This window comes from Rhizobium leguminosarum bv. viciae, assembly GCF_012276115.1.
In the GTDB taxonomy this organism is placed as follows: domain Bacteria; phylum Pseudomonadota; class Alphaproteobacteria; order Rhizobiales; family Rhizobiaceae; genus Rhizobium; species Rhizobium leguminosarum_T.
Map to the genome: position 1 here is coordinate 327,444 of NZ_WIEU01000005.1, position 20,469 is coordinate 347,912.

12 protein-coding genes are annotated in these 20,469 nt (G+C 62.8%); 4 read left to right on the forward strand and 8 right to left on the reverse strand.

All coding sequences use genetic code 11. The features are described from left to right. Window positions 1-20: 20 nt before the first annotated feature. From rnr to GFM02_RS12650, 6 genes are all read right to left on the reverse strand, one after another. Complete coding sequence (rnr, locus tag GFM02_RS12625; protein WP_168321814.1) at window positions 21-2,393, reverse strand: ribonuclease R; 2,373 nt, start codon at window positions 2,391-2,393, stop codon at window positions 21-23. 1 nt (window position 2,394) lies between these two features. After that, window positions 2,395-5,049 carry a type I DNA topoisomerase gene (topA, locus tag GFM02_RS12630; RefSeq protein ID WP_168321815.1) on the reverse strand — a complete coding sequence of 885 codons (2,655 nt, stop codon included), beginning with the start codon at window positions 5,047-5,049 and terminating at the stop codon, window positions 2,395-2,397. 249 nt (window positions 5,050-5,298) lie between these two features. Then, entirely contained in the window at window positions 5,299-6,441 is a 1,143-nt protein-coding gene (gene dprA / locus GFM02_RS12635; RefSeq protein WP_077976250.1) for a DNA-processing protein DprA, read from the reverse strand. Further along, window positions 6,441-7,061 (reverse strand): glycerol-3-phosphate 1-O-acyltransferase PlsY, encoded by a 621-nt coding sequence (gene plsY / locus GFM02_RS12640; RefSeq protein ID WP_072638785.1) that lies wholly within the window; start codon window positions 7,059-7,061, stop codon window positions 6,441-6,443. Before plsY ends, dprA begins: the two co-directional genes overlap by 1 nt. A 78-nt stretch (window positions 7,062-7,139) precedes the next feature. Continuing rightward, window positions 7,140-8,429, reverse strand: a complete 1,290-nt coding sequence (locus GFM02_RS12645) for a dihydroorotase (protein ID WP_168321816.1) — start codon at window positions 8,427-8,429, stop codon at window positions 7,140-7,142. Then, entirely contained in the window at window positions 8,426-9,382 is a 957-nt protein-coding gene (locus GFM02_RS12650; RefSeq protein ID WP_168321817.1) for an aspartate carbamoyltransferase catalytic subunit, read from the reverse strand. The genes GFM02_RS12645 and GFM02_RS12650 overlap by 4 nt, the downstream gene beginning before the upstream one ends. Window positions 9,383-9,561: 179 nt before the next feature. On the opposite strand from GFM02_RS12650, the gene GFM02_RS12655 reads away from it, so the two are divergent. After that, window positions 9,562-11,220 carry an acyl-CoA dehydrogenase family protein gene (locus GFM02_RS12655; protein ID WP_028741374.1) on the forward strand — a complete coding sequence of 553 codons (1,659 nt, stop codon included), beginning with the start codon at window positions 9,562-9,564 and terminating at the stop codon, window positions 11,218-11,220. A 67-nt stretch (window positions 11,221-11,287) separates the two neighbouring features. Here the strand turns inward: GFM02_RS12655 and GFM02_RS12660 are convergent, their stop codons facing one another. Beyond that, complete coding sequence (locus tag GFM02_RS12660) at window positions 11,288-11,452, reverse strand: type II toxin-antitoxin system VapB family antitoxin (protein ID WP_432444447.1); 165 nt, start codon at window positions 11,450-11,452, stop codon at window positions 11,288-11,290. A gap of 188 nt (window positions 11,453-11,640) precedes the next feature. Next, window positions 11,641-14,514 carry an Rne/Rng family ribonuclease gene (locus GFM02_RS12665; protein WP_168321818.1) on the reverse strand — a complete coding sequence of 958 codons (2,874 nt, stop codon included), beginning with the start codon at window positions 14,512-14,514 and terminating at the stop codon, window positions 11,641-11,643. A gap of 622 nt (window positions 14,515-15,136) precedes the next feature. Between GFM02_RS12665 and GFM02_RS12670 the strand changes: the two genes are divergently transcribed. The 3 genes from GFM02_RS12670 to prfB all read left to right on the forward strand — a co-directional run bounded on the left by GFM02_RS12670 (window position 15,137) and on the right by prfB (window position 20,461). Further along, the gene (locus GFM02_RS12670; protein ID WP_168321819.1) at window positions 15,137-16,393 is read left to right on the forward strand and encodes an N-acetylmuramoyl-L-alanine amidase; all 1,257 of its coding nucleotides are present in this window, start codon (window positions 15,137-15,139) and stop codon (window positions 16,391-16,393) included. Window positions 16,394-16,767: 374 nt separating this feature from the next. Next, complete coding sequence (locus GFM02_RS12675) at window positions 16,768-19,227, forward strand: penicillin-binding protein 1A (RefSeq protein WP_168321820.1); 2,460 nt, start codon at window positions 16,768-16,770, stop codon at window positions 19,225-19,227. Between the two features lie 102 nt (window positions 19,228-19,329). Continuing rightward, window positions 19,330-20,461, forward strand: a protein-coding gene (prfB, locus tag GFM02_RS12680) for a peptide chain release factor 2 (RefSeq protein WP_131664202.1) whose coding sequence is annotated in 2 segments (ribosomal slippage) — window positions 19,330-19,398 and window positions 19,400-20,461 — 1,131 coding nt in all. Because the reading frame shifts where the segments join, the coding sequence is not laid out codon by codon here. Window positions 20,462-20,469: the final 8 nt, after the last annotated feature.

Sequence of the window (20,469 nt, forward strand, 5' to 3'; positions counted from 1 at the left end):
CTGAAAGATTGCGACGCGCTTTAGTGCCGTCCGCGCGGCGGCCTCGTTCCGGGTTTCTTGCGAACCTGGCCCCTGTCGCGGCGCCCCGCCTTGTGGAAGGAGCGCATCGCCGCCGGCATTTCGCGGCCCTCGCTGATCATCTCGAAACGCAGCGCGCCGGCAAGCGGGACCGCTTCGGCAAGCTTTACTGTGACGCTGTCGCCCAGGCGATAGCCGAGCCCCGTCTTTTCACCGGAAAGCGCCTGGTGCGCCTCGTCATAGATGAAGTAATCGGTGCCGAGCGTAGATATAGGGACGAAACCGTCGGCGCCATAGTCCGGCAGGGCGATAAAAAGCCCCGATTTCGTCACACCCGAGACCCGCCCGGCAAATTCCTCGCCGACCCGGCCGCTGAGGTGATGCGCGATCAGCCGGTCGACGGTCTCGCGCTCGGCTGCCATGGCCCGGCGCTCGAATGTCGAGATTTCGGCCGCGATATCGTCGAGTGCTGCCTCCTCGTCCGGCGTGATGCCGCCTTCGCCGAAGCCGAGCGAGCCGACGAGGGCGCGATGCACGATGAGATCGGCGTAGCGGCGGATCGGCGAGGTGAAGTGGGCGTATTTCATCAGGTTGAGTCCGAAATGGCCGATATTCTCCGGGCCGTAGATCGCCTGGCTCTGCGAACGCAGTACCATCTCGCTCACCATGGTCTGATGCGGCGTGCCGTCCGCCTTCGCCAGAATGCCGTTGAAGTTGTTGGCGCGCATGTTGCCGCCTTTGGCAAGCGAGATGCCGAGCGTGGCCAGGAACTCGCGCAGGATCTCCTGCTTGGCAAGCGTCGGGCCGTCATGGATGCGGTAGATCAGCGGCTGACGCTTCTTTTCGAGCGTCTCGGCGGCGCAGACGTTCGCCTGGATCATCATCTCTTCGATCAGCTTATGCGCATCGAGGCGTGGCGGCACGACCACCCGGTCGACCGTGCCGTCGGGCTTCAGGAGGATCTTGCGCTCCGGCATGTCGAGTTCCAGCGGCTGGCGCCGGTCGCGTCCGCGCTTCATCACCTCATAGGCGTGCCAGAGCGGCTTCAGGATCGGCTCGAGCATCGGCCCGGTCTGATCGTCCGGCTTTCCGTCGATCGCCGCCTGCGCCTGCTGGTAGGATAGCTTTGCGGCACTCTTCATCATGATGCGATGAAAGATGTGGCCGATCTTGCGGCCTTCCCCGGAAAAGCTCATGCGCACGGCGAGCGCCGGGCGGTCGACGCCTTGCTTCAGCGAGCAGAGATCGTTGGAGATGCGCTCCGGCAGCATCGGCACGACGCGATCGGGGAAATAGACGGAGTTGCCGCGCTTCAGCGCCTCGCGGTCGAGCGGCGAATTGGGGCGGACATACCAGGAGACGTCGGCAATCGCGACGGTGACGATGACGCCGCCGGGATTGTCGGGCGAGGGGTCGAGCTCGGCATAGACGGCGTCGTCATGGTCCTTGGCATCGGCCGGGTCGATGGTGATCAGCGGTACGTCGCGCCAATCCTCGCGATGCGACATGGTAGCGGGCCTTGCGGCCTCCGCCTCGGCGACAACGGCCGGCGGGAAGACATGTGGGATGCCGTGGGCATGGATCGCGATCATCGAGATCGCCTTTTCCGAACCGACGGAACCGACGACGGAAAGCACCTTGGCGCGCGGCAGGCCGAAACGGCCGAGACGGGCGATCTCGACTTCGACCAGATCGCCGTCCGTGGCGCCGCCGGTGAAGTCGGGATCGATCAGCATCTCCTCGCCGCGCCGTTCGATCGGCAGCAGCCGGCCGCCGCCGCCGGGTGCTGTGCGGAAAACGCCCATCGAGGCGCCGCGGCGCCTGTCGATCACCTTGATGATCCGCGCTGTATAGGCCGGCCCGCCGCGATCGACGGCCGGGAAGATTTTTGCCAGGATGCGGTCGCCGAGGCCTGCGACCGGCGCCTTGCCCTTGCCCTGGCGGCCTGCGGGCGATTGCTGGCGGATGGCGACGGCGGGTGCTACGCCCTGATCCTCAGGCCATTCCGCCGGCCGTCCGATCAGATCTCCGTCCTTGTCGCGTGTGGTGATATCGAGAACGGTGACGGGCGGCAGCGCACCGGGACGGATCAGCGACTTGCGGTTCTTCTGCAGCATGCCTTCCTGCTCGAGCTCCTGCAGCATCTGCTTGAGCTCGACACGGCTATCGCCTTTCAGGCCGAAAGCCTTGGCGAGTTCACGCTTGGACGCTTTCTGCGGATGATCGGCGATGAAGCGCAGGATCACCTCTCGCGAAGGCAGCCCGCCGTGGACGATGTTCAGCGGCTCGACGACGGGAGCATCCTTGCCGGCGCGGCCGGTCTTGCCCGGGCGCTTGCCCGCAGGGTTCGTTCTCTCGCGCGGTATTCTGCTCACGTCAGCCCTTTTTCGATTTCGCGGGCGCTTTCGCCTTCGTTGTCTTCGGCTTGGCAGCCGTCTTGGTGCTCTTGGCTTCGGCGGCTGCCGCCTTCGGCTTGGCTTTCGCCTTGGCCGCCTTGCCCACAGGAGCCTTGCCGGCCTTCTCCGCGATCAGCGCAAGCGCTTCCTCGACGGTGATCGCCTGAGGATCCTTGCCCTTCGGCAGCGTAGCGTTGACCTTGCCCCAGTTGACATAAGGGCCGTACTTGCCGTCGCGAACGGTGATGGCGCCGCCATCAGGATGATCGCCGAGCGTCTTCAGTGCCGCCGGCGTGCCGCGCGCACCCCGCCCTGGGGCCTGCTTCGCCTTTTCGGCGATGACAGTCACGGCGCGGTTGAGGCCGACCGAGAACACGTCCTCGACGGTTTCCAGATTGGCATAGGAGCCGTCGTGCAGGAGGAACGGCCCATAGCGGCCGATGCCGGACGAGATCATCTTGCCCGATTCGGGATGTTTGCCGATATCGCGCGGCAGCGAGATCAGCGCCATCGCCTTTTCATAATCGATGTCCTCCGGCTTCCAGCCCTTCGGCAGCGAAGCGCGTTTGGCTTCCTTGCCGTCGCCGCGCTGGATATAGGGGCCGAAGCGGCCGGAACGCAGCGTCAGCTCCTCGCCGGTCGTCGGATCGGCGCCGAGGTTCTTCGGCTCGTTGAGCGCAGCACCGTCCGCTTCTCCGCCGTTTTCGGAGGAGAGCTGGCGGGTGTAGTTGCAGTCCGGATAGTTCGAGCAGCCGACGAAGGCGCCGTATTTTCCGAGCTTCAGCGACAGGTTGCCGGTGCCGCACACCTGACAGATTCTAGGATCGCTGCCGTCCTCCCGTTTCGGGAAGACGAGGGGTGCCAACGCCTCGTTCAGCGAATCGAGCACGTTGGTGACGCGCAGTTCCTTGGTGTCCTCGATCTGGGCGAAGAAATCCTTCCAGAAATCGCGCAGCACCTGCTTCCAGTTCAACTCGCCGGCGGAAATCCGGTCAAGCTTCTCTTCGAGATCGGCGGTGAAGTCGTATTCGACATATTGGGTGAAGAAGCTCTCGAGGAAAGCCGTCACCAGACGGCCCTTGGCCTGCGGAATCAGCTTGCGTTTGTCGATCGTCACATAGTCGCGGTCGCGCAGCGTCGCGAGCGTCGCGGCATAGGTGGAGGGGCGGCCGATGCCGAGCTCTTCCATCTTCTTGATCAGCGAGGCTTCCGAATAGCGCGGCGGCGGCTCGGTGAAATGCTGCGTCGAATTGATCTTCTGCTTGGCGAGCGCCTCGCGCGCATTGATCTCCGGCAGGCGGCCATCCTCGTCGCCGTCGTCGCTCTGCTCGCCATCTTCCTTCTGGTCGGTATAGGCGGCGATGAAACCATCGAAGCGGATGACCGAACCGACGGCGCGCAGACCGGCCTTCTCTCCCTTATTGTCGGCGGTGATTTCAGCCGTCGTGCGCTCGATCTCGGCCGACGCCATCTGGCTGGCGATGCCGCGCTTCCAGATCAGCTCGTAGAGCCGGATCTGGTCGGCATCGAGGAATTTGCGCACACGGTCGGGCGAGCGATCGAAATCGGTCGGGCGGATCGCCTCGTGCGCCTCCTGGGCGTTCTTCGCCTTGGTCGAGTAGAAGCGCGGCTTTTCCGGCATGTAGCGCTCGCCGAACTGGTCGACGATGGCGCTGCGCGCCGCGTCGATCGCCTCTGGCGCCATCTGCACGCCGTCGGTTCGCATATAGGTGATGAGACCAACCGTCTCGCCGCCGATATCGACGCCCTCATAAAGCCTTTGCGCGATCTGCATGGTGCGCGAGGCGGAGAAGCCGAGATTGGAGGAGGCGGCCTGCTGCAGCGTCGAGGTCGTAAACGGCGGTCCCGGGTTGCGCTTGACCGGTTTCGCCTCGACCGTGTCGACGATATAGCTCGCACCTTCGAGCAAGGCCTTCAGCCGGCCGGCATCTTCGCCGTTGCCGATTGCGCGCGGCTGCAGCCGTTTGCCGTTCGCCGAAACCAGCCTCGCCTCGAACTCGTCGCCGCGCGGCGTCTTCAGAAGCGCCGAGATGTTCCAGTATTCTTCCGAAATGAAGCGCTCGATCTCGGATTCACGGTCACAGACGAGGCGAAGCGCCACCGACTGAACGCGGCCGGCCGAACGTGCGCCGGGCAGCTTGCGCCACAGTACCGGCGAAAGATTGAAGCCGACGAGATAATCGAGCGCGCGGCGTGCGAGATAGGCATCGACCAGCGGCACGTCGATGTCGCGCGGATCGGCCATCGCGTCGAGCACCGCCTTCTTGGTGATCGCATTGAAGACGACGCGCTTGACCGGTTTGCCGTTCAGCACGCGCTTCTTGTTCAGCATGTCGAGAACGTGCCAGGAAATCGCTTCGCCTTCGCGATCCGGGTCGGTCGCGAGAAACAGGCCATCGGCGGACTTCACCGCGTCGGCAATGTCCTTCATCCGCTTGGCGGAGGCGCTGTCGACCTCCCAAAGCATTTCGAAATCCTGATCAGGAAGAACTGAGCCGTCCTTGGCAGGCAGATCGCGCACATGGCCGAAGGAGGCGAGCACTTTGTATCCCGGACCCAGATACTTATTGATCGTCTTGGCCTTGGCAGGCGATTCCACCACTACAACATTCATGATGATTCTCTAAAAAGGAAACAACGCCAGCGTTGAAGCCAGCGCGACACACACCGCAACATGGATATCGGCCCTCCGACATGGACAGGGAAATCGCCGCGGTCAAGGGGTTTGCTACAATTTTACCTCTTGTGTCTTCTGCAGCCGAAGGGAGAGCATCGATAGAATGCAATTATAGATAGTCTATCGAGGGTTTTCGACTCAGGGTTCGGCAATTTGCAAAGCCGCCGCCTGATGTCGTACCCAGGTTCAATCGGAAAGCGAGACGAGACCGCCCTGATGCCGGTGCAGCCTGCCTGATATATCGAGTTCCAGAAGGATGAGATAGACCGCGGATGCCGACAGGCCGGTATGGCGGATGACGTCGTCGATCTCGACCGGCGTCGGCCCGAGCGCATCGATGATGCGGTTTCGATCGGAATCGCCTGGTGGCACCGACATTGCCTTGCCGTCAGGTGCCGGTTTCTCCGCCATCGATGATGGGAACAGGTCGAATTGCGCAAGCGGCGCCAGGGCCTCGATGACATCGGCGGGCGCGGTGACGATCGAAGCGCCGTCCTTCAGCAGGCCGTTGGTGCCATGGCAGCGCGGATCGAGCGGCGAGCCGGGCACGGCAAACACCAGGCGGCCGAACTCGCCGGCAAGCCGCGCCGTGATCAGCGAGCCCGAACGCGTCGCCGCTTCGATGACGACGAGGCCGAGCCCGATGCCGGCGATCAGCCGGTTTCGGCGTGGGAAGTCGCGGGCGCGGGGTTCCCAGCCGAAGGGCATCTCGCTCACCGCCAGGCCATTGCCACCGGTTATCTCTTCGAGCAGACCGATATTCTCCGGCGGATAGGGTTGGTCGAGGCCGCCGGCGAGTGCTGCGATCGTGCCCGTGTCGAGGCTTGCCCGGTGGGCTGATGTGTCGATGCCGCGTGCCAGGCCGGAGACCACGGTGTAACCCGCCCGGCCGCAGTCGCGCGCCACCATCGCCGCGAATTTCGCGCCTGCGATCGAGGCGTTGCGCGAGCCGACGATACCGACGGCCGGTCGTTTGGCAGCGGCCAGCGCGCCCTTGACGGCCAGAAGCGGCGGCGCGCCGTCGATCTGCTTCAGCGCTTGCGGATAGTCCGGTTCACCGATGCCGACGAAGCGGGCGCCGAAGCGACGCGCCGCCTCCAGCTCACGATGCGCCTCGGCCTCGCTGGCGATGCGGATTGCCCGTGTGGCGCCGCCGCGCGCCGAAAGCTCCGGCAGTGCGGCAAGTGCTGCCTCGGCCGAACCGAAATGATTGATGAGGTCACGAAAGGTGGCAGGGCCGATATTGTCGGAACGGATGAGGCGCAGCCAGGCAATTCTTTGCCGCTCGGTCAGCACGACGCCTTTTGGTCCGGCGCTCAGCGCATCCATTATCCCTTTGCCCCGATCTTGCTTTCCGTCCCGCCCATCAGGCGCGAAATATTCGCCTTGTGCTTCCAGTAGGAGATGAGGGTCATGATCGCCATGACAGCCGCAACCTTTTCGTTGCCCAATATCCACAGCGCAACCGGAATGACAAGCATGGCAACCAGCGCCGACAGTGAGGAGTAGCGGGTGGTGAAGGCGACCGCCAGCCAGACGGCGGCGAAGAGCACGACCATGATCGGCGCGACGCCGAGCAGAGTGCCGATATAGGTGGCGACACCCTTGCCGCCCTTGAAGCCGATCCAGACCGGGAAAAGATGGCCGATAAAGGCGAAGAAGCCGGCGATGATCGCGGCTTCCTCACCGAGGAAATAGCCGACGACCCAGGCCGCGGCCGATGCCTTCAGCGCATCGAGCAGCAGCGTCGCCGCGGCGAGCGTCCGGTTTCCGGTTCTCAGCACATTGGTCGCGCCGATATTGCCGGAGCCGATGCTGCGCACGTCGCCGAGGCCGGCGGCGCGCGTGAGGATCAGGCCGAACGGGATCGAGCCGAAGAGATAACCGATAACGGCGGCGGCAAGCGCGATCGGCAGCGTGATTTGCCATGACATGAGATTGGATAACATATGCCCCCTCAGCCTCTCCGTGGCCTATCCTCGAGTCACCCTTCTCCCGCTGGGGGATGGACGGCGATCGTGTCGGTTCTAAATTGCGTGGACAAGCTTTCCCGAGACGTATGTCGCGACCGCCCGCCCACTGAAGCGCGCATCCTCGAACGGCGTATTCTTCGAGCGGGAGAGAAGCATGTCTTTGGCGACAAGCCAAGGCTCATCGAGATCGATCAGCGCGATATCGGCCGCAGCGCCCGGCTTCAGCGTGCCGGCATTCAGGCCGAAAATCTGAGCAGGGCGGGTCGACATGGCGTCGATCAGCCGCATCAGGCTCACCTGGCCGTTATGGTGAAGCCTGAGCGCTGCCGCAAGCATGGTTTCGAGGCCGATCGCGCCGTCCTCCGCCTCGCCGAAGGGCAGGCGCTTCGTATCGACGTCCTGCGGGTCGTGCGAGGAGACAATGATATCGATCGCGCCGCTCGCAAGGGCGTCGGCCATCGCCACCCGGTCGTCTTCCGGGCGCAGCGGCGGATAGAGCTTGAAGAAGGTGCGGTATTCGCCGATGTCGTTTTCGTTGAGCGCCAGATTGTTGATCGAGATGCCACAGGTCACCTTGGCGCCGCGGCCACGGGCGCGCTCGATCGCCTCGACCGATTCCGGCACCGAGATCATCGCGGCGTGATAACGGCCGCGCGTCAGCTGCGCGATCCTCAGATCGCGTTCGAGCGGGATGAGTTCGGCTTCCCTCGGAATGCCGGAAAGCCCGAGCCAGCTGGCAAAAAGCCCCTCATGCATGACGCCGTTGGCGCCGAGATATTTGTCGCGCGTCTCGCAGGACACGACAGCGCCGAATTCGCGCGCATAGGTCATGATCCGGCGCAGCACCTGTGTGTCGTGGACGCTGGAATGCGCATCGGTGAAGGCAACGGCGCCCGCCTGCATCAGCAGGCCGATCTCCGTCATCTCCTCGCCGGCAAGGCCCTTGGTGATCGCGGCTGCCGGATAGACGTTGACGGCGGCCGTATCCCGCGCCGTCTTCTTGACGAATTCGACGAGCGCGATGTCGTCGATGATGGGATCGGTGTCCGGCATCATGATGATTGAGGTGACGCCGCCGGCGGCTGCCGCCCGGCTCGCCGAGGCGATCGTCTCGCGGTGTTCGCCGCCGGGTTCGCCGACATGGACGCGCGCATCGACGAGGCCGGGCGTTGCGACAAGGCCCGTGCAGTCGCGGATGACGGCGCCATCAGGCGCGCCCTGGTTCTGCGCCTTGTGGCCGGCGGCGAGAATCACGCCATTTTCGGCAATGATCGTCCCGATTTCGTCGAGATTGCGCGACGGGTCGATGATACGGACGTTCTTGAGGACGATCGGGTTGCTCATGCCATCATTCCATCGCTTCGGGGGCCCTGGTTCTGCGAGACGAGCAGCGTCTCCATGACGGCCATGCGCACCGCGACCCCCATTTCCACCTGTTCGGCGATCACGCTCTGCGGCCCGTCCGCTACTTCCGAAGCGATCTCAACGCCGCGGTTCATCGGGCCGGGATGCATGACGAGCGCATCCTCCTTCGCCGCTTTCAGCGTTTCGGCGTCGAGCCCGTAGAAGTGATAGTATTCGCGCACCGAAGGCACGAAGGCGCCGGACATGCGCTCGCGCTGCAGCCGCAGCATCATCACCACATCGGCGTCCTTCAGCCCGTCCTCCATCGAATGGAAGACCTCGACGCCCATCTCGGCGATGCCGGCAGGCAGGAGGGTCGCGGGCGCGACGACACGCACGCGGGCGCCCATCGCGTTGAGCAGCAGGATATTGGAGCGCGCCACCCGCGAATGCAGCACGTCGCCGCAAATTGCCACGATGATGCGCGACAGCTTGCCCTTGGCGCGGCGGATCGTCAGCGCGTCGAGCAGCGCCTGGGTCGGATGTTCGTGCTGCCCGTCGCCGGCATTGACGACTGAGCAGGAGACCTTCTGGGCGAGAAGGGCGGCCGCACCCGCGCTCGAATGCCGGATCACCAGCACGTCGGGGCGCATCGCATTCAGCGTCATCGCCGTGTCGATCAGCGTTTCGCCTTTCTTCACAGAGGAATTGCCGACCGACATGTTCATCACGTCGGCGCCGAGCCGTTTGCCGGCAAGCTCGAAGGAGGCCTGCGTGCGGGTCGATGCCTCGAAGAAGAGGTTGATCTGCGTCAGCCCGCGCAGCGTCGACGTTTTCTTTTCTCTCTGGCGGCTGATCTTGACGGCCTCGTCCGCCTTGTCGAGAAGATAGGTGATATCCTGCTCGGTGAGGCTCTTGATGCCGATGAGGTGGCGGTGGGGGAAAAAGACCATGAACCTGCCTCTTGCTGTCTCTGGCGGGTCTATAAAGAGTGCTGCCCGCCGGGGCAAGCATGTGCTGTGGGCAAAGGCTTATGTCCCCATGCATTTTCGCCCGAATTCCGATAGAGCAGAATGAACCGAATCATAACTTCCGGTTTCCCTTTGCCGGGTTCTTACACTAGAAGCGAATTATGACCTCCGCCAACCGGACTGACGACAAACTCGCAGAACTCAACCAGCCGAGCCTGTGGTCCGGCATCAACGCCTATCGGTCCGATCCGCTGATCGTCGACCTGACGGCGGCCCTGCCGCGCGGCATCCGCGAAGACCTGGAAAACATGGGCCGCTACGTCACCTCGCCGGAGGCGCAGGAGATGGCGCGCATGGCGAACCAGGGCGCGCCGCAGCTGCGCACCCACGGTCCGCGCGGTGAACGCGTCGACGTCGTCGAGTTTCACCCCGCCTGGCATGCGCTGATGCGCCGCTCCATGTCGGTCGGCCTGCATTCCTCCGTCTGGGATCCCCAGGCCGATACCGAGGCCAAGGACGAGGCCCATAAGGTTCGCGCTGCGCGGTTTTATCTGACGTCGCAGCTGGAATCCGGCCATCTCTGCCCGCTGACGATGACGAGCGCCTCCGTTGCGGCACTCTCGGCCTCGCCCGCGGTCCAGAAGGACTGGGCGCCCAAAATTCTCTCGCGCAAATATGATTCGTCGAACAAGCCCGCCATGCAGAAATCCGCTGTGACCATCGGCATGGGCATGACGGAAAAGCAGGGCGGCACGGATGTGCGCGCCAACAGGAGCGCTGCCGAAAAGGTCAGCGAGGGCATCTACCGGCTGTCCGGGCACAAATGGTTCATGTCGGCGCCGATGAGCGATGCCTTCATTATGTTGGCGCAGACGAAGGAGGGCATGGGCTGCTTTCTCGTGCCGCGCCTTCTGGAGGATGGTTCCGCCAACGGCCTGCAATTCCAGCGGCTGAAGGACAAGGTCGGCAACCGCTCCAACGCCTCTTCCGAGGTCGAGTTTACAGACACCTTCGGTTTCCTGCTCGGTGGTCCGGATGCCGGCATCCGCACCATCCTCGACATGGTGACGCTGACCCGGCTCGACTGCGCCCTGGCCTCGTCAGGCATGATGCGCGCCTCGCTCGCCGAAGCCGTGCACCACACCCGCGGCCGCAGCGTCTTCGGCAAGATGCTCGTCAACCAGCCGATCATGACGCGCGTGCTCGCCGACATGGCGCTCGATGTTGCCGCCGCGACGGCACTGTCCTTCCGTCTTGCCGACGCCTTCGACAAGGCGCGCGGCAATGCCGAGGAAGCGGCCTATGCCCGTGTCATGACGCCGGTCGCCAAATACTGGTGCTGCAAGATCGCGCCCGCGCTGATCTACGAGGCTATGGAATGCATCGGCGGCAATGGCTACATCGAAGAGCGCCCGATCGCCCGCCATTACCGCGAGGCTCCCGTCAACGCCATCTGGGAAGGCTCCGGCAACGTCATGGCGCTCGACGTGCTGCGCGTGCTCAACCGCGGCAAGGATCTGTTCGAAACGGTCTTTGCCGGCCTTGCCCGCGATCTCGGCCCGGCCGGCAAGAAGACGATCGACGTGCTGCGCGCCGCAATCGCGCTTTGCGAACAGGATGAGGGCGCCGCGCGCCTTCTCGTCGAGCAGCTGGCGCTCGCCGCCGGTGCCGCCGAGCTCTATCGGCTGGGGGCAGGGCGCATTGCCGATGCCTTCATCGAGACGCGTCTTGCCGGCGGCTGGCGCTCCACCTACGGCATGCTCGATTCCCGCTTCGACGCCAGCTACATCGTCGACCTGCTCTATCCCCCGGCCGCCTGATCGCAAGCAGGGTCAGGCGATCCCGAGGCCGAGACGCTCGGCCATCGGATCGAACTGTCGACGACGATCACCTTGTATCGTCCGACCGGTCATGACGTATCTCGTCGAGGTCGCCTTCCCAGCCGATCCCCGCGAGATCTGCGATCGCATTTTTCCGCCGGTGCTTCTCGACAAGGTTTCGCAAAGCCTGCTCGACAATGGCCTTTTTCGTCGCCAATCCCGTGGCGGTCATTGCCGCGTCGAGCAGGCGTCATCGATATCGATATTCGTCCGCATGATCGCACACCGTATGTGATTATCATGGAAGATACACATCCACGTCACGGCGGTTCAAGCTCGGCGACGATACCGTCACCATAAACAAAAATCCGGCCGCGTCGCCGCGGCCGGACTTCAGTGTTTACGTCCGAAAATTAGCGTTCAAAAGAAGCCACGGCGCTGCCACCAGCCGGCTTTCTTCGGCTTGCCGTCATCGCCTTCGCCATTCTCGACGCGGGTGGATTTCACCGTCGGCTCGGAGGAGGAGATGTTGGATTCGCGGTTGGCGCGAACCGGCTTTGCTTCTTCCTGAACTGATGTTTCGAGATCGGCGGAGGCTTCCACCAATTCCGGTTCGGCCTCGGCCACAGGGGCCGTCTCTGCAACCGGTTCCTCGACCGGCGCTGCGGCCGGTTTGCGGCGGCCGCGGGCGCGGGCGGGCTTTACATCTTCGGTTACAACAGGCGCGCTCTCGACGGCTGCCATCGCGGCCTGGCCTTCGTCGGCCTGTTCGGCAATCGCCTCGACCGCTGCGGCTTCGCTCGGAGTGCCGTCGTTCGAAACGTCGTCGCCTTCGTCCTCGTCGCCGCCATTGTCTTCACCGGCTTCGCCAGCTGCCAGTTCGGAACCATCCTCGGCGCGATTGCGGCGGCCGCCACGCTTGCCGCGACGGCGGCGCTTGCGGCGCTGCGATTCCTCGCTTTCGGCGCGGGTCTCAGGCGTGGCCTCGGTGTTTTCATCACCTTCGCCGCCCTCGTCGTCGCCGTCCTCATCCTCGTCGCCGGCTTCGCCTGCCGCCGATAGCGGCTGTTCGGCATTGCCGTTGCGGCCGCGGCGCCGCCTGCGGCGCTTGCGCTTGCGGTTGCCGTCAGCTTCGCCTTCCGCGCGGGCCGCGACGGGCCGCTCGGCAACGACCGGCTTTTCCTCGAGTTCCTCGTCTTCTTCCTCATCCACTTCGATGACGATATCGTCGTCATCATCCTCGGGAATGGCTGCGAAGTTGAAGAGGGTTTCGATCTTGACCGGGTTTTCCACCGGCTCGCCGCGATCGATCGCGAAATGTTGCGCACCGACCGAGCCATCCGCATCGATGATGATCGCGACGCCGAAGCGGCTCTCATAATCGACGATCGTCTGGCGCTTGTGGTTGAGCAGGTAGAGCGCGATGTCAGGCGTTGTGCGCACGGTGATGTTGTGCGTGGTGTTCTTCAGCAGATATTCCTCGATGCCGCGCAGGACATGCAGGGCGACGGAGGACTGCGAACGCACATGGCCGCTGCCGCCGCAATGCGAGCAGACCTGCGTGGTCGATTCGAGAACCGAAGCGCGGATGCGCTGGCGCGACATTTCGAGCAGGCCGAAATGCGAGATCCGGCCGACCTGGATGCGGGCGCGGTCGTTCTTCAGGCATTCCTTCAGCTTCTTCTCGACAGCGCGGTTGTTGCGCTTCTCTTCCATGTCGATGAAGTCGATGACGATCAGGCCGGCAAGGTCGCGAAGGCGAAGCTGGCGGGCGACTTCGTCTGCAGCCTCAAGGTTCGTCTGTAGCGCGGTGTCCTCGATCGAATGTTCGCGGGTCGAGCGGCCGGAGTTGACGTCGATCGAGACCAGCGCTTCGGTCTGGTTCATGATCAAGTAGCCGCCAGACTTCAGCGTCACCTGCGGCTGCAGCATGCGGTCGAGCTGAGCCTCGATGCCGGAACGCGAAAAGATCGGATGGATGTCGCGGTAGGGCTGAACCACCTTGGCATGGCTCGGCATCAGCATCTTCATGAAGTCTTTCGCTTCACGATAGCCTTCTTCGCCGGAAACGATGACTTCGCTGATATCCTTGTTGTAGAGGTCGCGGATCGAACGCTTGATCAGCGAGCCTTCCTCATAGACGAGGCAGGGAGCGGTGGACGCCAGCGTCAGCGTGCGCACATTCTCCCAGAGGCGCATCAGATATTCAAAGTCGCGCTTGACCTCGACCTTGGTGCGGTTGGCACCGGCGGTGCGAAGGATGACGCCCATGCCCTGCGGCACCTCGAGCAGGCGCGCAATTTCCTTCAGGCGCTTGCGGTCGGCAGGGTTGGTGATCTTGCGGGAAATGCCGCCGCCGCGCGCCGTGTTCGGCATCAGCACTGAATAGCGGCCGGCGAGCGAGAGATAGGTGGTAAGGGCTGCACCCTTGTTGCCGCGCTCTTCCTTGGCGACCTGCACGAGCAGGATCTGGCGGCGCTTGATGACTTCCTGAATGCGGTACTGCTTGCGCGGCTTGCGCTGCACGCGGTCCGGCACTTCTTCCATCGCGTCTTCGGCGCCGACGGATTCGATGACTTCCTCTTCGCCGTGATCGTCATCGTCGTCGTCGTCATCGTGGCGACGCTTGCTGGTATCGACGTCCTCGGAAATCGAGTCGGTTTCCACCATCGCAGCCATCGCGCCGCCGGTCGAACCGTCATCCTCATTGTCGACGCTCGAAGCGCCTTCGGCTTCGACGTCTGTGGGAACAGCATCCTCGGTCGCGGTCGTTTCGGCAACCGGTTCTACGACCTTCTTGCGGCTGCGGCGCGGCCTGGCTTTCTTGGCCGGCGCTTCCTCGGTGGCCTCGGGTGATGCCGCGGCCTCTACCACTGCGGTCTCTTCCGTTACCGCAGCCGTTTCCGGCGCCTCTGCCGGAACGATACCGACATCCGGCTGATCCTGCTTGGAAAGATCGACCATCGGTGCGGTTTCGACATGCTCGACATCTTCGTCGCGGCGATGCTCCTCGGCCTCGGCCCGAAGCAGTGCCTGACGGTCGGCAAGCGGTATCTGATAATAGTCGGGATGGATTTCGGCGAATGCCAGGAAGCCGTGCCGGTTGCCGCCGTAATCGACGAAGGCGGCCTGCAGCGAGGGTTCGACCCTCGTTACCTTTGCAAGATAGATGTTGCCGCGGATCTGCTTCTTGTGCTGGGACTCGAAGTCAAATTCTTCTATGCGGTTCCCGTGAACGACAACGACGCGCGTCTCTTCCTCGTGAGACGCATCGATAAGCATTTTGTCTGCCATGAAAGCTGTGCTCCTCGGCGTGGCCGCGAGAGCGCATTCCCGACTGCTGTTGAGACAGAAAGAATGCGGTCCACTGTAGCCGCGCCGGATAATGAAAGTCGCGCCTGATGCGAGGGGGAGGGCAGCAGCCAGACCGCAGCCGGAACCATTTCGGTCCGGGGCCTGTACACTTCAGATAAAACCTGCTGCGAAACCATCAACAACCAAGCGTGATCGACAAATACGAAGACCCGTTCGGGTCCGATGAGTTTGCTCCCTGAGAGCGTGGTGGCTGATCCACCAATGAATTCCGACAATAAGCCGGAAAATCAGGATCGAGTTCTAGGGATTAAGCGCATGAGACGGCGGACGATGACCGGTGTGGCGCCAGGTCCTGATCTGGCTGGCAGCCTTTGCGGCGACTCTATCCCGTCAACACTTTACCCTGAAATTCGTTGTATGTTTTCTGTGTCACAATAGCAAGGGGAAAGCCAAATGTGCCATAATATTGATGGATTTCGCAACGCATACAAGCTGGGATAAAGTGATCGCGATTCGGCAGGCTGCAGCGGGTGTTTCGTCACAGGACGTTGGCCGCAGCCGCGTCGGGTCCATCGCAATACAGATAGGGTGTGGCGGTTTATTGTTTAAGAGGGCTCGGATCGCGGCGAAATCCGCAGCGCGGCGATCGACATTCGCAAGGCGGGTTCTGGCGGCGCTTTTGACTGCTAGTCTCCTGCCGGCCGCTGCCAGCTCTGTCGAGGCCAGGGATCCGCTGCTTGCCTATGGCGCGCGCATCGTCGGTGACGACGCAAGGACCCGCATCGTCATCGATTTCGATCGCGAGCCGCGTTTCTCCGTCCACTATATCGCCAATCCGGAACGCATCGTCGTTGACTTGCCGGCGACCGCCTTCGGTTTTCCGGCGAAAGATCTTGCCGCCCGCGGCCTGTTCAAGGATATCCGCTACGGCAAGATGGACGAAGAGAGCGCCCGCATCGTGCTGACGACGGCAGGGCCGGTGAAGCTGGCGCTTGCCAAGGTGCAGGCCGATGAGACGGGCAACGGCCATCGCCTCGTGCTCGATGCGGAGATGATCGACAAGAAGGCCTTTGTCGAACTGGTGAAGACGCAATCCTGGAGCGATCGGTCTGAGGGGGCTCGGACGACAAGCGCTATTCCAGCACCGCAAAAGGCTGCTCCTGGCGATTTCATCATCGCCGTCGACGCCGGCCATGGCGGCATCGACACCGGCGCGATCGGCGTTGACACCAAGACCGAGGAAAAGCAGGTGACGCTTGCCTTCGCCAAGGCCTTGACCGACCGGCTGAACAAGGAACCGGGCATCAAGGCTTTCCTGACGCGCGAGGATGACGAGTTCCTGTCGCTCTCGCAACGTGTGCTGATCGCCCGCCAGAACCATGCCGGTCTGTTCATTTCGCTGCATGCCGATACGCTGAAGCAGAAGGATATCCGCGGCGCCACCGTCTACACGATCTCCGACAAGGCATCCGACAAGCTGGCCGCCGACCTTGCCGAACGTGAAAACCTCTCCGATCAGATCGCCGGCAAGGAGACGGTCGCCGAGCCGCCCGAGGTCGCCGACATCCTGCTCGATCTGACGCGGCGCGAGACCCAGGCTTTCTCCATCTCGCTGGCCGAGAGTGTGCTGAATTCTTTCAAGGATCAGGTCTCCACCATCAACAATCCGCACCGTCATGCCGGCTTCCGCGTGCTGCAGGCCCCTGACGTGCCGTCGATCCTTCTCGAGATAGGGTTCCTCTCGAATGCCGAGGACGAGAAACTGCTGCTCGACGAGGTCTGGCGCGGCAAGATCGCCGGTCTCTTGACCGACGCAGTCAAGCGATACCGCGCCGCCGTCATGGCGAATGGCGGCTGACGGCCGCCGTAAATCTGTAGCGGTTGCGGCACGGCGGCGCGGCCAGCAAAAATAAAAATTCATAAAAACAAAGATTTAAGTGCGCCGCATGAATCAAATTCTGAGCAAGATACCTCAGATTGGCGGCGGGAGCGGGCGTTGCTTGGATGTGACAGTTCTAATGAAACGCCGCCGCAGCGGTGAATGCGGCGCAGACAGCCCTATTTTGCTCACATTCGCGCCGTTACTCCGGCTTATGTTTCGCAGCCTGAGGCGCGGAATCGGCTTGTGGCGGTAGCGCTCATGGAGTAAGCCGCGCAACGTGCAAATTGCCTTGATCTTTGCAATCGTTGCGTCTGCGCCGATTGAAGATCGAAAAGACCGGTAGCTGAAATATGGTTAGACTTTTTGGATATTTCTTCGGAATGGCCTGCGTCCTGTTTCTGGTCGCGGCGGCGGGTATTGCCATCTATCTCGCCAATGTCGCGAAGGATCTTCCGGACTATGCCGTTCTGAACAGCTACGCACCGCCGGTGACCACCCGCGTCCATGCCGGCAACGGCGCTTTGATGGCCGAGTATGCCAAGGAAAAGCGTCTCTTCCTGCCGATCCAGGCGGTTCCCGACCGTGTGAAGGCGGCTTTCCTGTCGGCCGAAGACAAGAACTTCTACAACCATCCGGGCGTTGATCTCACCGGTCTCGGCCGTGCAATCCTGGTCAACCTGCAGAATTTCGGTTCCGGCCGCCGCCCGGTCGGCGCCTCCACAATCACCCAGCAGGTGGCCAAGAACTTCCTTTTGAGCTCGGACCAGACGATCGATCGCAAGATCAAGGAAGCAATCCTCTCCTTCCGTATCGAGCAGGCCTACAGTAAGGACAAGATTCTCGAACTCTACCTGAACGAGATCTTCTTCGGTCTGAATTCCTATGGCATCGCCGGCGCAGCACTCACCTATTTCAACAAATCCGTCACCGAACTAACCGTCGCCGAAGCCGCCTACCTGGCATCGCTGCCGAAGGGTCCTGCCAATTATCATCCGTTCCGCCATCCGGAAGCTGCACTCGAGCGTCGCAACTGGGTGATCGACCGGATGGTCGAGAACGGCTATGTCAGCCAGCCTGACGGCGAGGAAGCCAAGAAGCAGCCGCTTGGTGTCACCGCCCGCACCACCGGCCCCTCGCTCTTTGCTTCGGATTATTTCGCCGAAGCCGTGCGCCGCCAGCTGATCGACCAGTACGGCGAAAAAGTCCTCTATGAGGGCGGCCTTTCGGTGCGCACGTCACTTGATCCGCAGATGCAGGTCGCTGCCCGCAAGGCGCTGCAGGACGGTCTGGTCACTTACGACGAGCGCCGCGGTTTCCACGGCCCGATCAAGCAGATCGATGCAAGCGGTGATTGGGGCAAGGCGCTAGCCGATATCCCCGCATTGTCCGATGTGCCGGAATGGCGGCTTGCCGTGGTACTCGCCGTGTCAGACAGCACCGTCGACATCGGCCTGCAGCCGGCCAAGGATGGCAGCGGTAAGGTTACGGCCGATCGCCAGCGCGGCACGATCGACGCCAAGAACATGCAATGGGCCTTCCGTTCGGCCGACGGCGCCCGCAAGACCACGAAATCGCCGGTCGGCGCCGTATCCCCCGGTGACGTTGTCTACGTCGCAAAGCTCGGTGACGACGCGTCGACCTCCTATCGCCTGCAGCAGCCGCCGAAGGTGCAGGGTGGCCTGGTCGCCATGGATCCGAAGACCGGCCGCGTGCTCGCCATGGTCGGCGGCTTCTCCTATGCCCAGTCCGAATTCAACCGCGCCACCCAGGCGATGCGCCAGCCGGGCTCTTCGTTCAAGCCCTTCGTCTACGCCGCGGCGATGGACAATGGTTATACGCCGGCCTCGGTCATCATGGACGCGCCGATCGAAATCGTCTCGGGCGGCCAAGTCTGGAGGCCGGAAAACTACGGCGGCGAATCCGGCGGCCCGTCGACGCTGCGTTCGGGCATTGAGCATTCGCGCAATCTGATGACGGTGCGCCTCGCCAACGATCTCGGCATGAACATCGTCGCCGAATATGCCGAGCGCTTCGGCATCTACGATCACATGCTGCCGGTTCTTTCCATGTCGCTCGGCGCCGGCGACACGACAGTGCTGCGCATGGTCTCGGCCTACTCGGTCATCGCCAATGGCGGCAAGCAGATCAAGCCGACATTGATCGACCGCATCCAGGACCGCTACGGCAAGACGATCTTCAGGCATGAGGAGCGTCTCTGCGAGGGCTGTAACGCCGGCGACTGGCAGAACCAGGAAGAGCCGAATGTCGTCGACAATCGCGAAACCGTTCTCGATCCGATGACCGCGTACCAGATCACCTCGATGATGCAGGGCGTCATCCAGCGCGGCACCGCTGCCGGCAAGATCGATCTCGGCGGTCGCGACGTCGCCGGAAAGACCGGCACCACCAACGACGAGAAGGATGCCTGGTTCGTCGGCTTCACGCCGGATTTGGTCGCAGGCCTCTATATGGGCTTCGATACGCCAGGCCCGCTCGGCCGCGGCGGCACCGGCGGCGGTCTCTCCGCCCCGATCTTCAACGAATTTATGCAGGTGGCCGTCAAGGACACGCCGGAATCGAAATTCGTCATTCCATCAGGCATGAACCTGATCCCGATCGACCGCAAGACCGGCATGGCCGCCGTCGACGGCGATCCGAACACCATCATCGAGGCCTTCAAGCCCGGTACCGGCCCGGCCGACAGCTTCTCCGTCATCGGAATGGACAGCACCATGGCGCCGGAGGAAATCCTGAAAACGTCGCCGCAGGCGAACCAGGCCGTCCAGACCGGCACGCCCGGCCTGTTCTGACTGAGGCCTGAATTTCACACGTCCGCCGCGGCCCTTTACATCCGCGGTGGGCGTCTCTATGTCACCAGCACCTGAAGAAGACCGAGACAGAGAAGCAGGAAAATGCGAGCGGAAATCGAAAACGTGGTCGATGAAACCAAGCAGGCTATCACCCTGCTGAGGAGGCATCTTTGACTGGGACCAGGCGATAAGACGGCTGGACTGGTTGAACAACAAGGCAGAGGATCCGAACCTCTGGAACGACGCTTCCGAAGCGCAGAAGCTGATGCGCGAGCGCCAGCAGCTCGATGACGGCATCAACGGCGTCAAACAGCTCGAGCAGCAGCTGAACGACAATATCGAGTTGATCGAGCTTGGCGAGGAAGAGGGCGACGAGAGCGTCGTCAAGGAAGCCGAAGACGCGCTGAAGGCTTTGAAGGCCGAGGCCGCGCGGCGCCAGGTGGAAGCCATGCTCTCGGGCGAAGCCGATGGAAACGACACCTATCTCGAAGTCCATTCCGGCGCCGGCGGCACCGAAAGCCAGGACTGGGCGAACATGCTTTTGCGCATGTACACCCGCTGGGCCGAACGCCAGCGCTTCAAGGTCGAGCTTCTCGAAGTCCATGACGGCGAAGAGGCGGGCATCAAGTCCGCGACCCTGCTCGTCAAGGGCCACAATGCCTATGGCTGGCTGAAGACGGAATCGGGCGTGCACCGGCTGGTGCGCATCTCGCCCTACGACAGCAATGCGCGCCGGCACACCTCCTTCTCGTCGATCTGGGTCTATCCGGTTGTCGACGACTCGATCCAGATCGAGATCAACGAAAGCGACTGCCGCATCGATACCTATCGTTCGTCGGGCGCCGGCGGCCAGCACGTCAACACCACCGATTCGGCCGTGCGCATCACGCATATCCCAACCGGTATCGTCGTACAGTGCCAGCAGGAGCGCTCGCAGCATAAGAACCGCGCAAAGGCGTGGGACATGCTGCGTGCCCGCATGTATGAAGCCGAACTGAAGAAGCGCGAGGACGCCGCCAGCGCCGAAGCCGCTTCCAAGACGGAGATCGGCTGGGGTCACCAGATCCGCTCCTACGTGCTGCAGCCCTATCAGATGGTCAAGGACTTGCGCACCGGTGTCGCCAGCAGTGCGCCGGACGATGTGCTCGACGGCGATCTGAACGAGTTCATGGAAGCAGCACTTGCCCACCGCATCAGCGGCGCCGCCGACGCGGTCGTCGAGGATGTCGACTGAGCGGATTG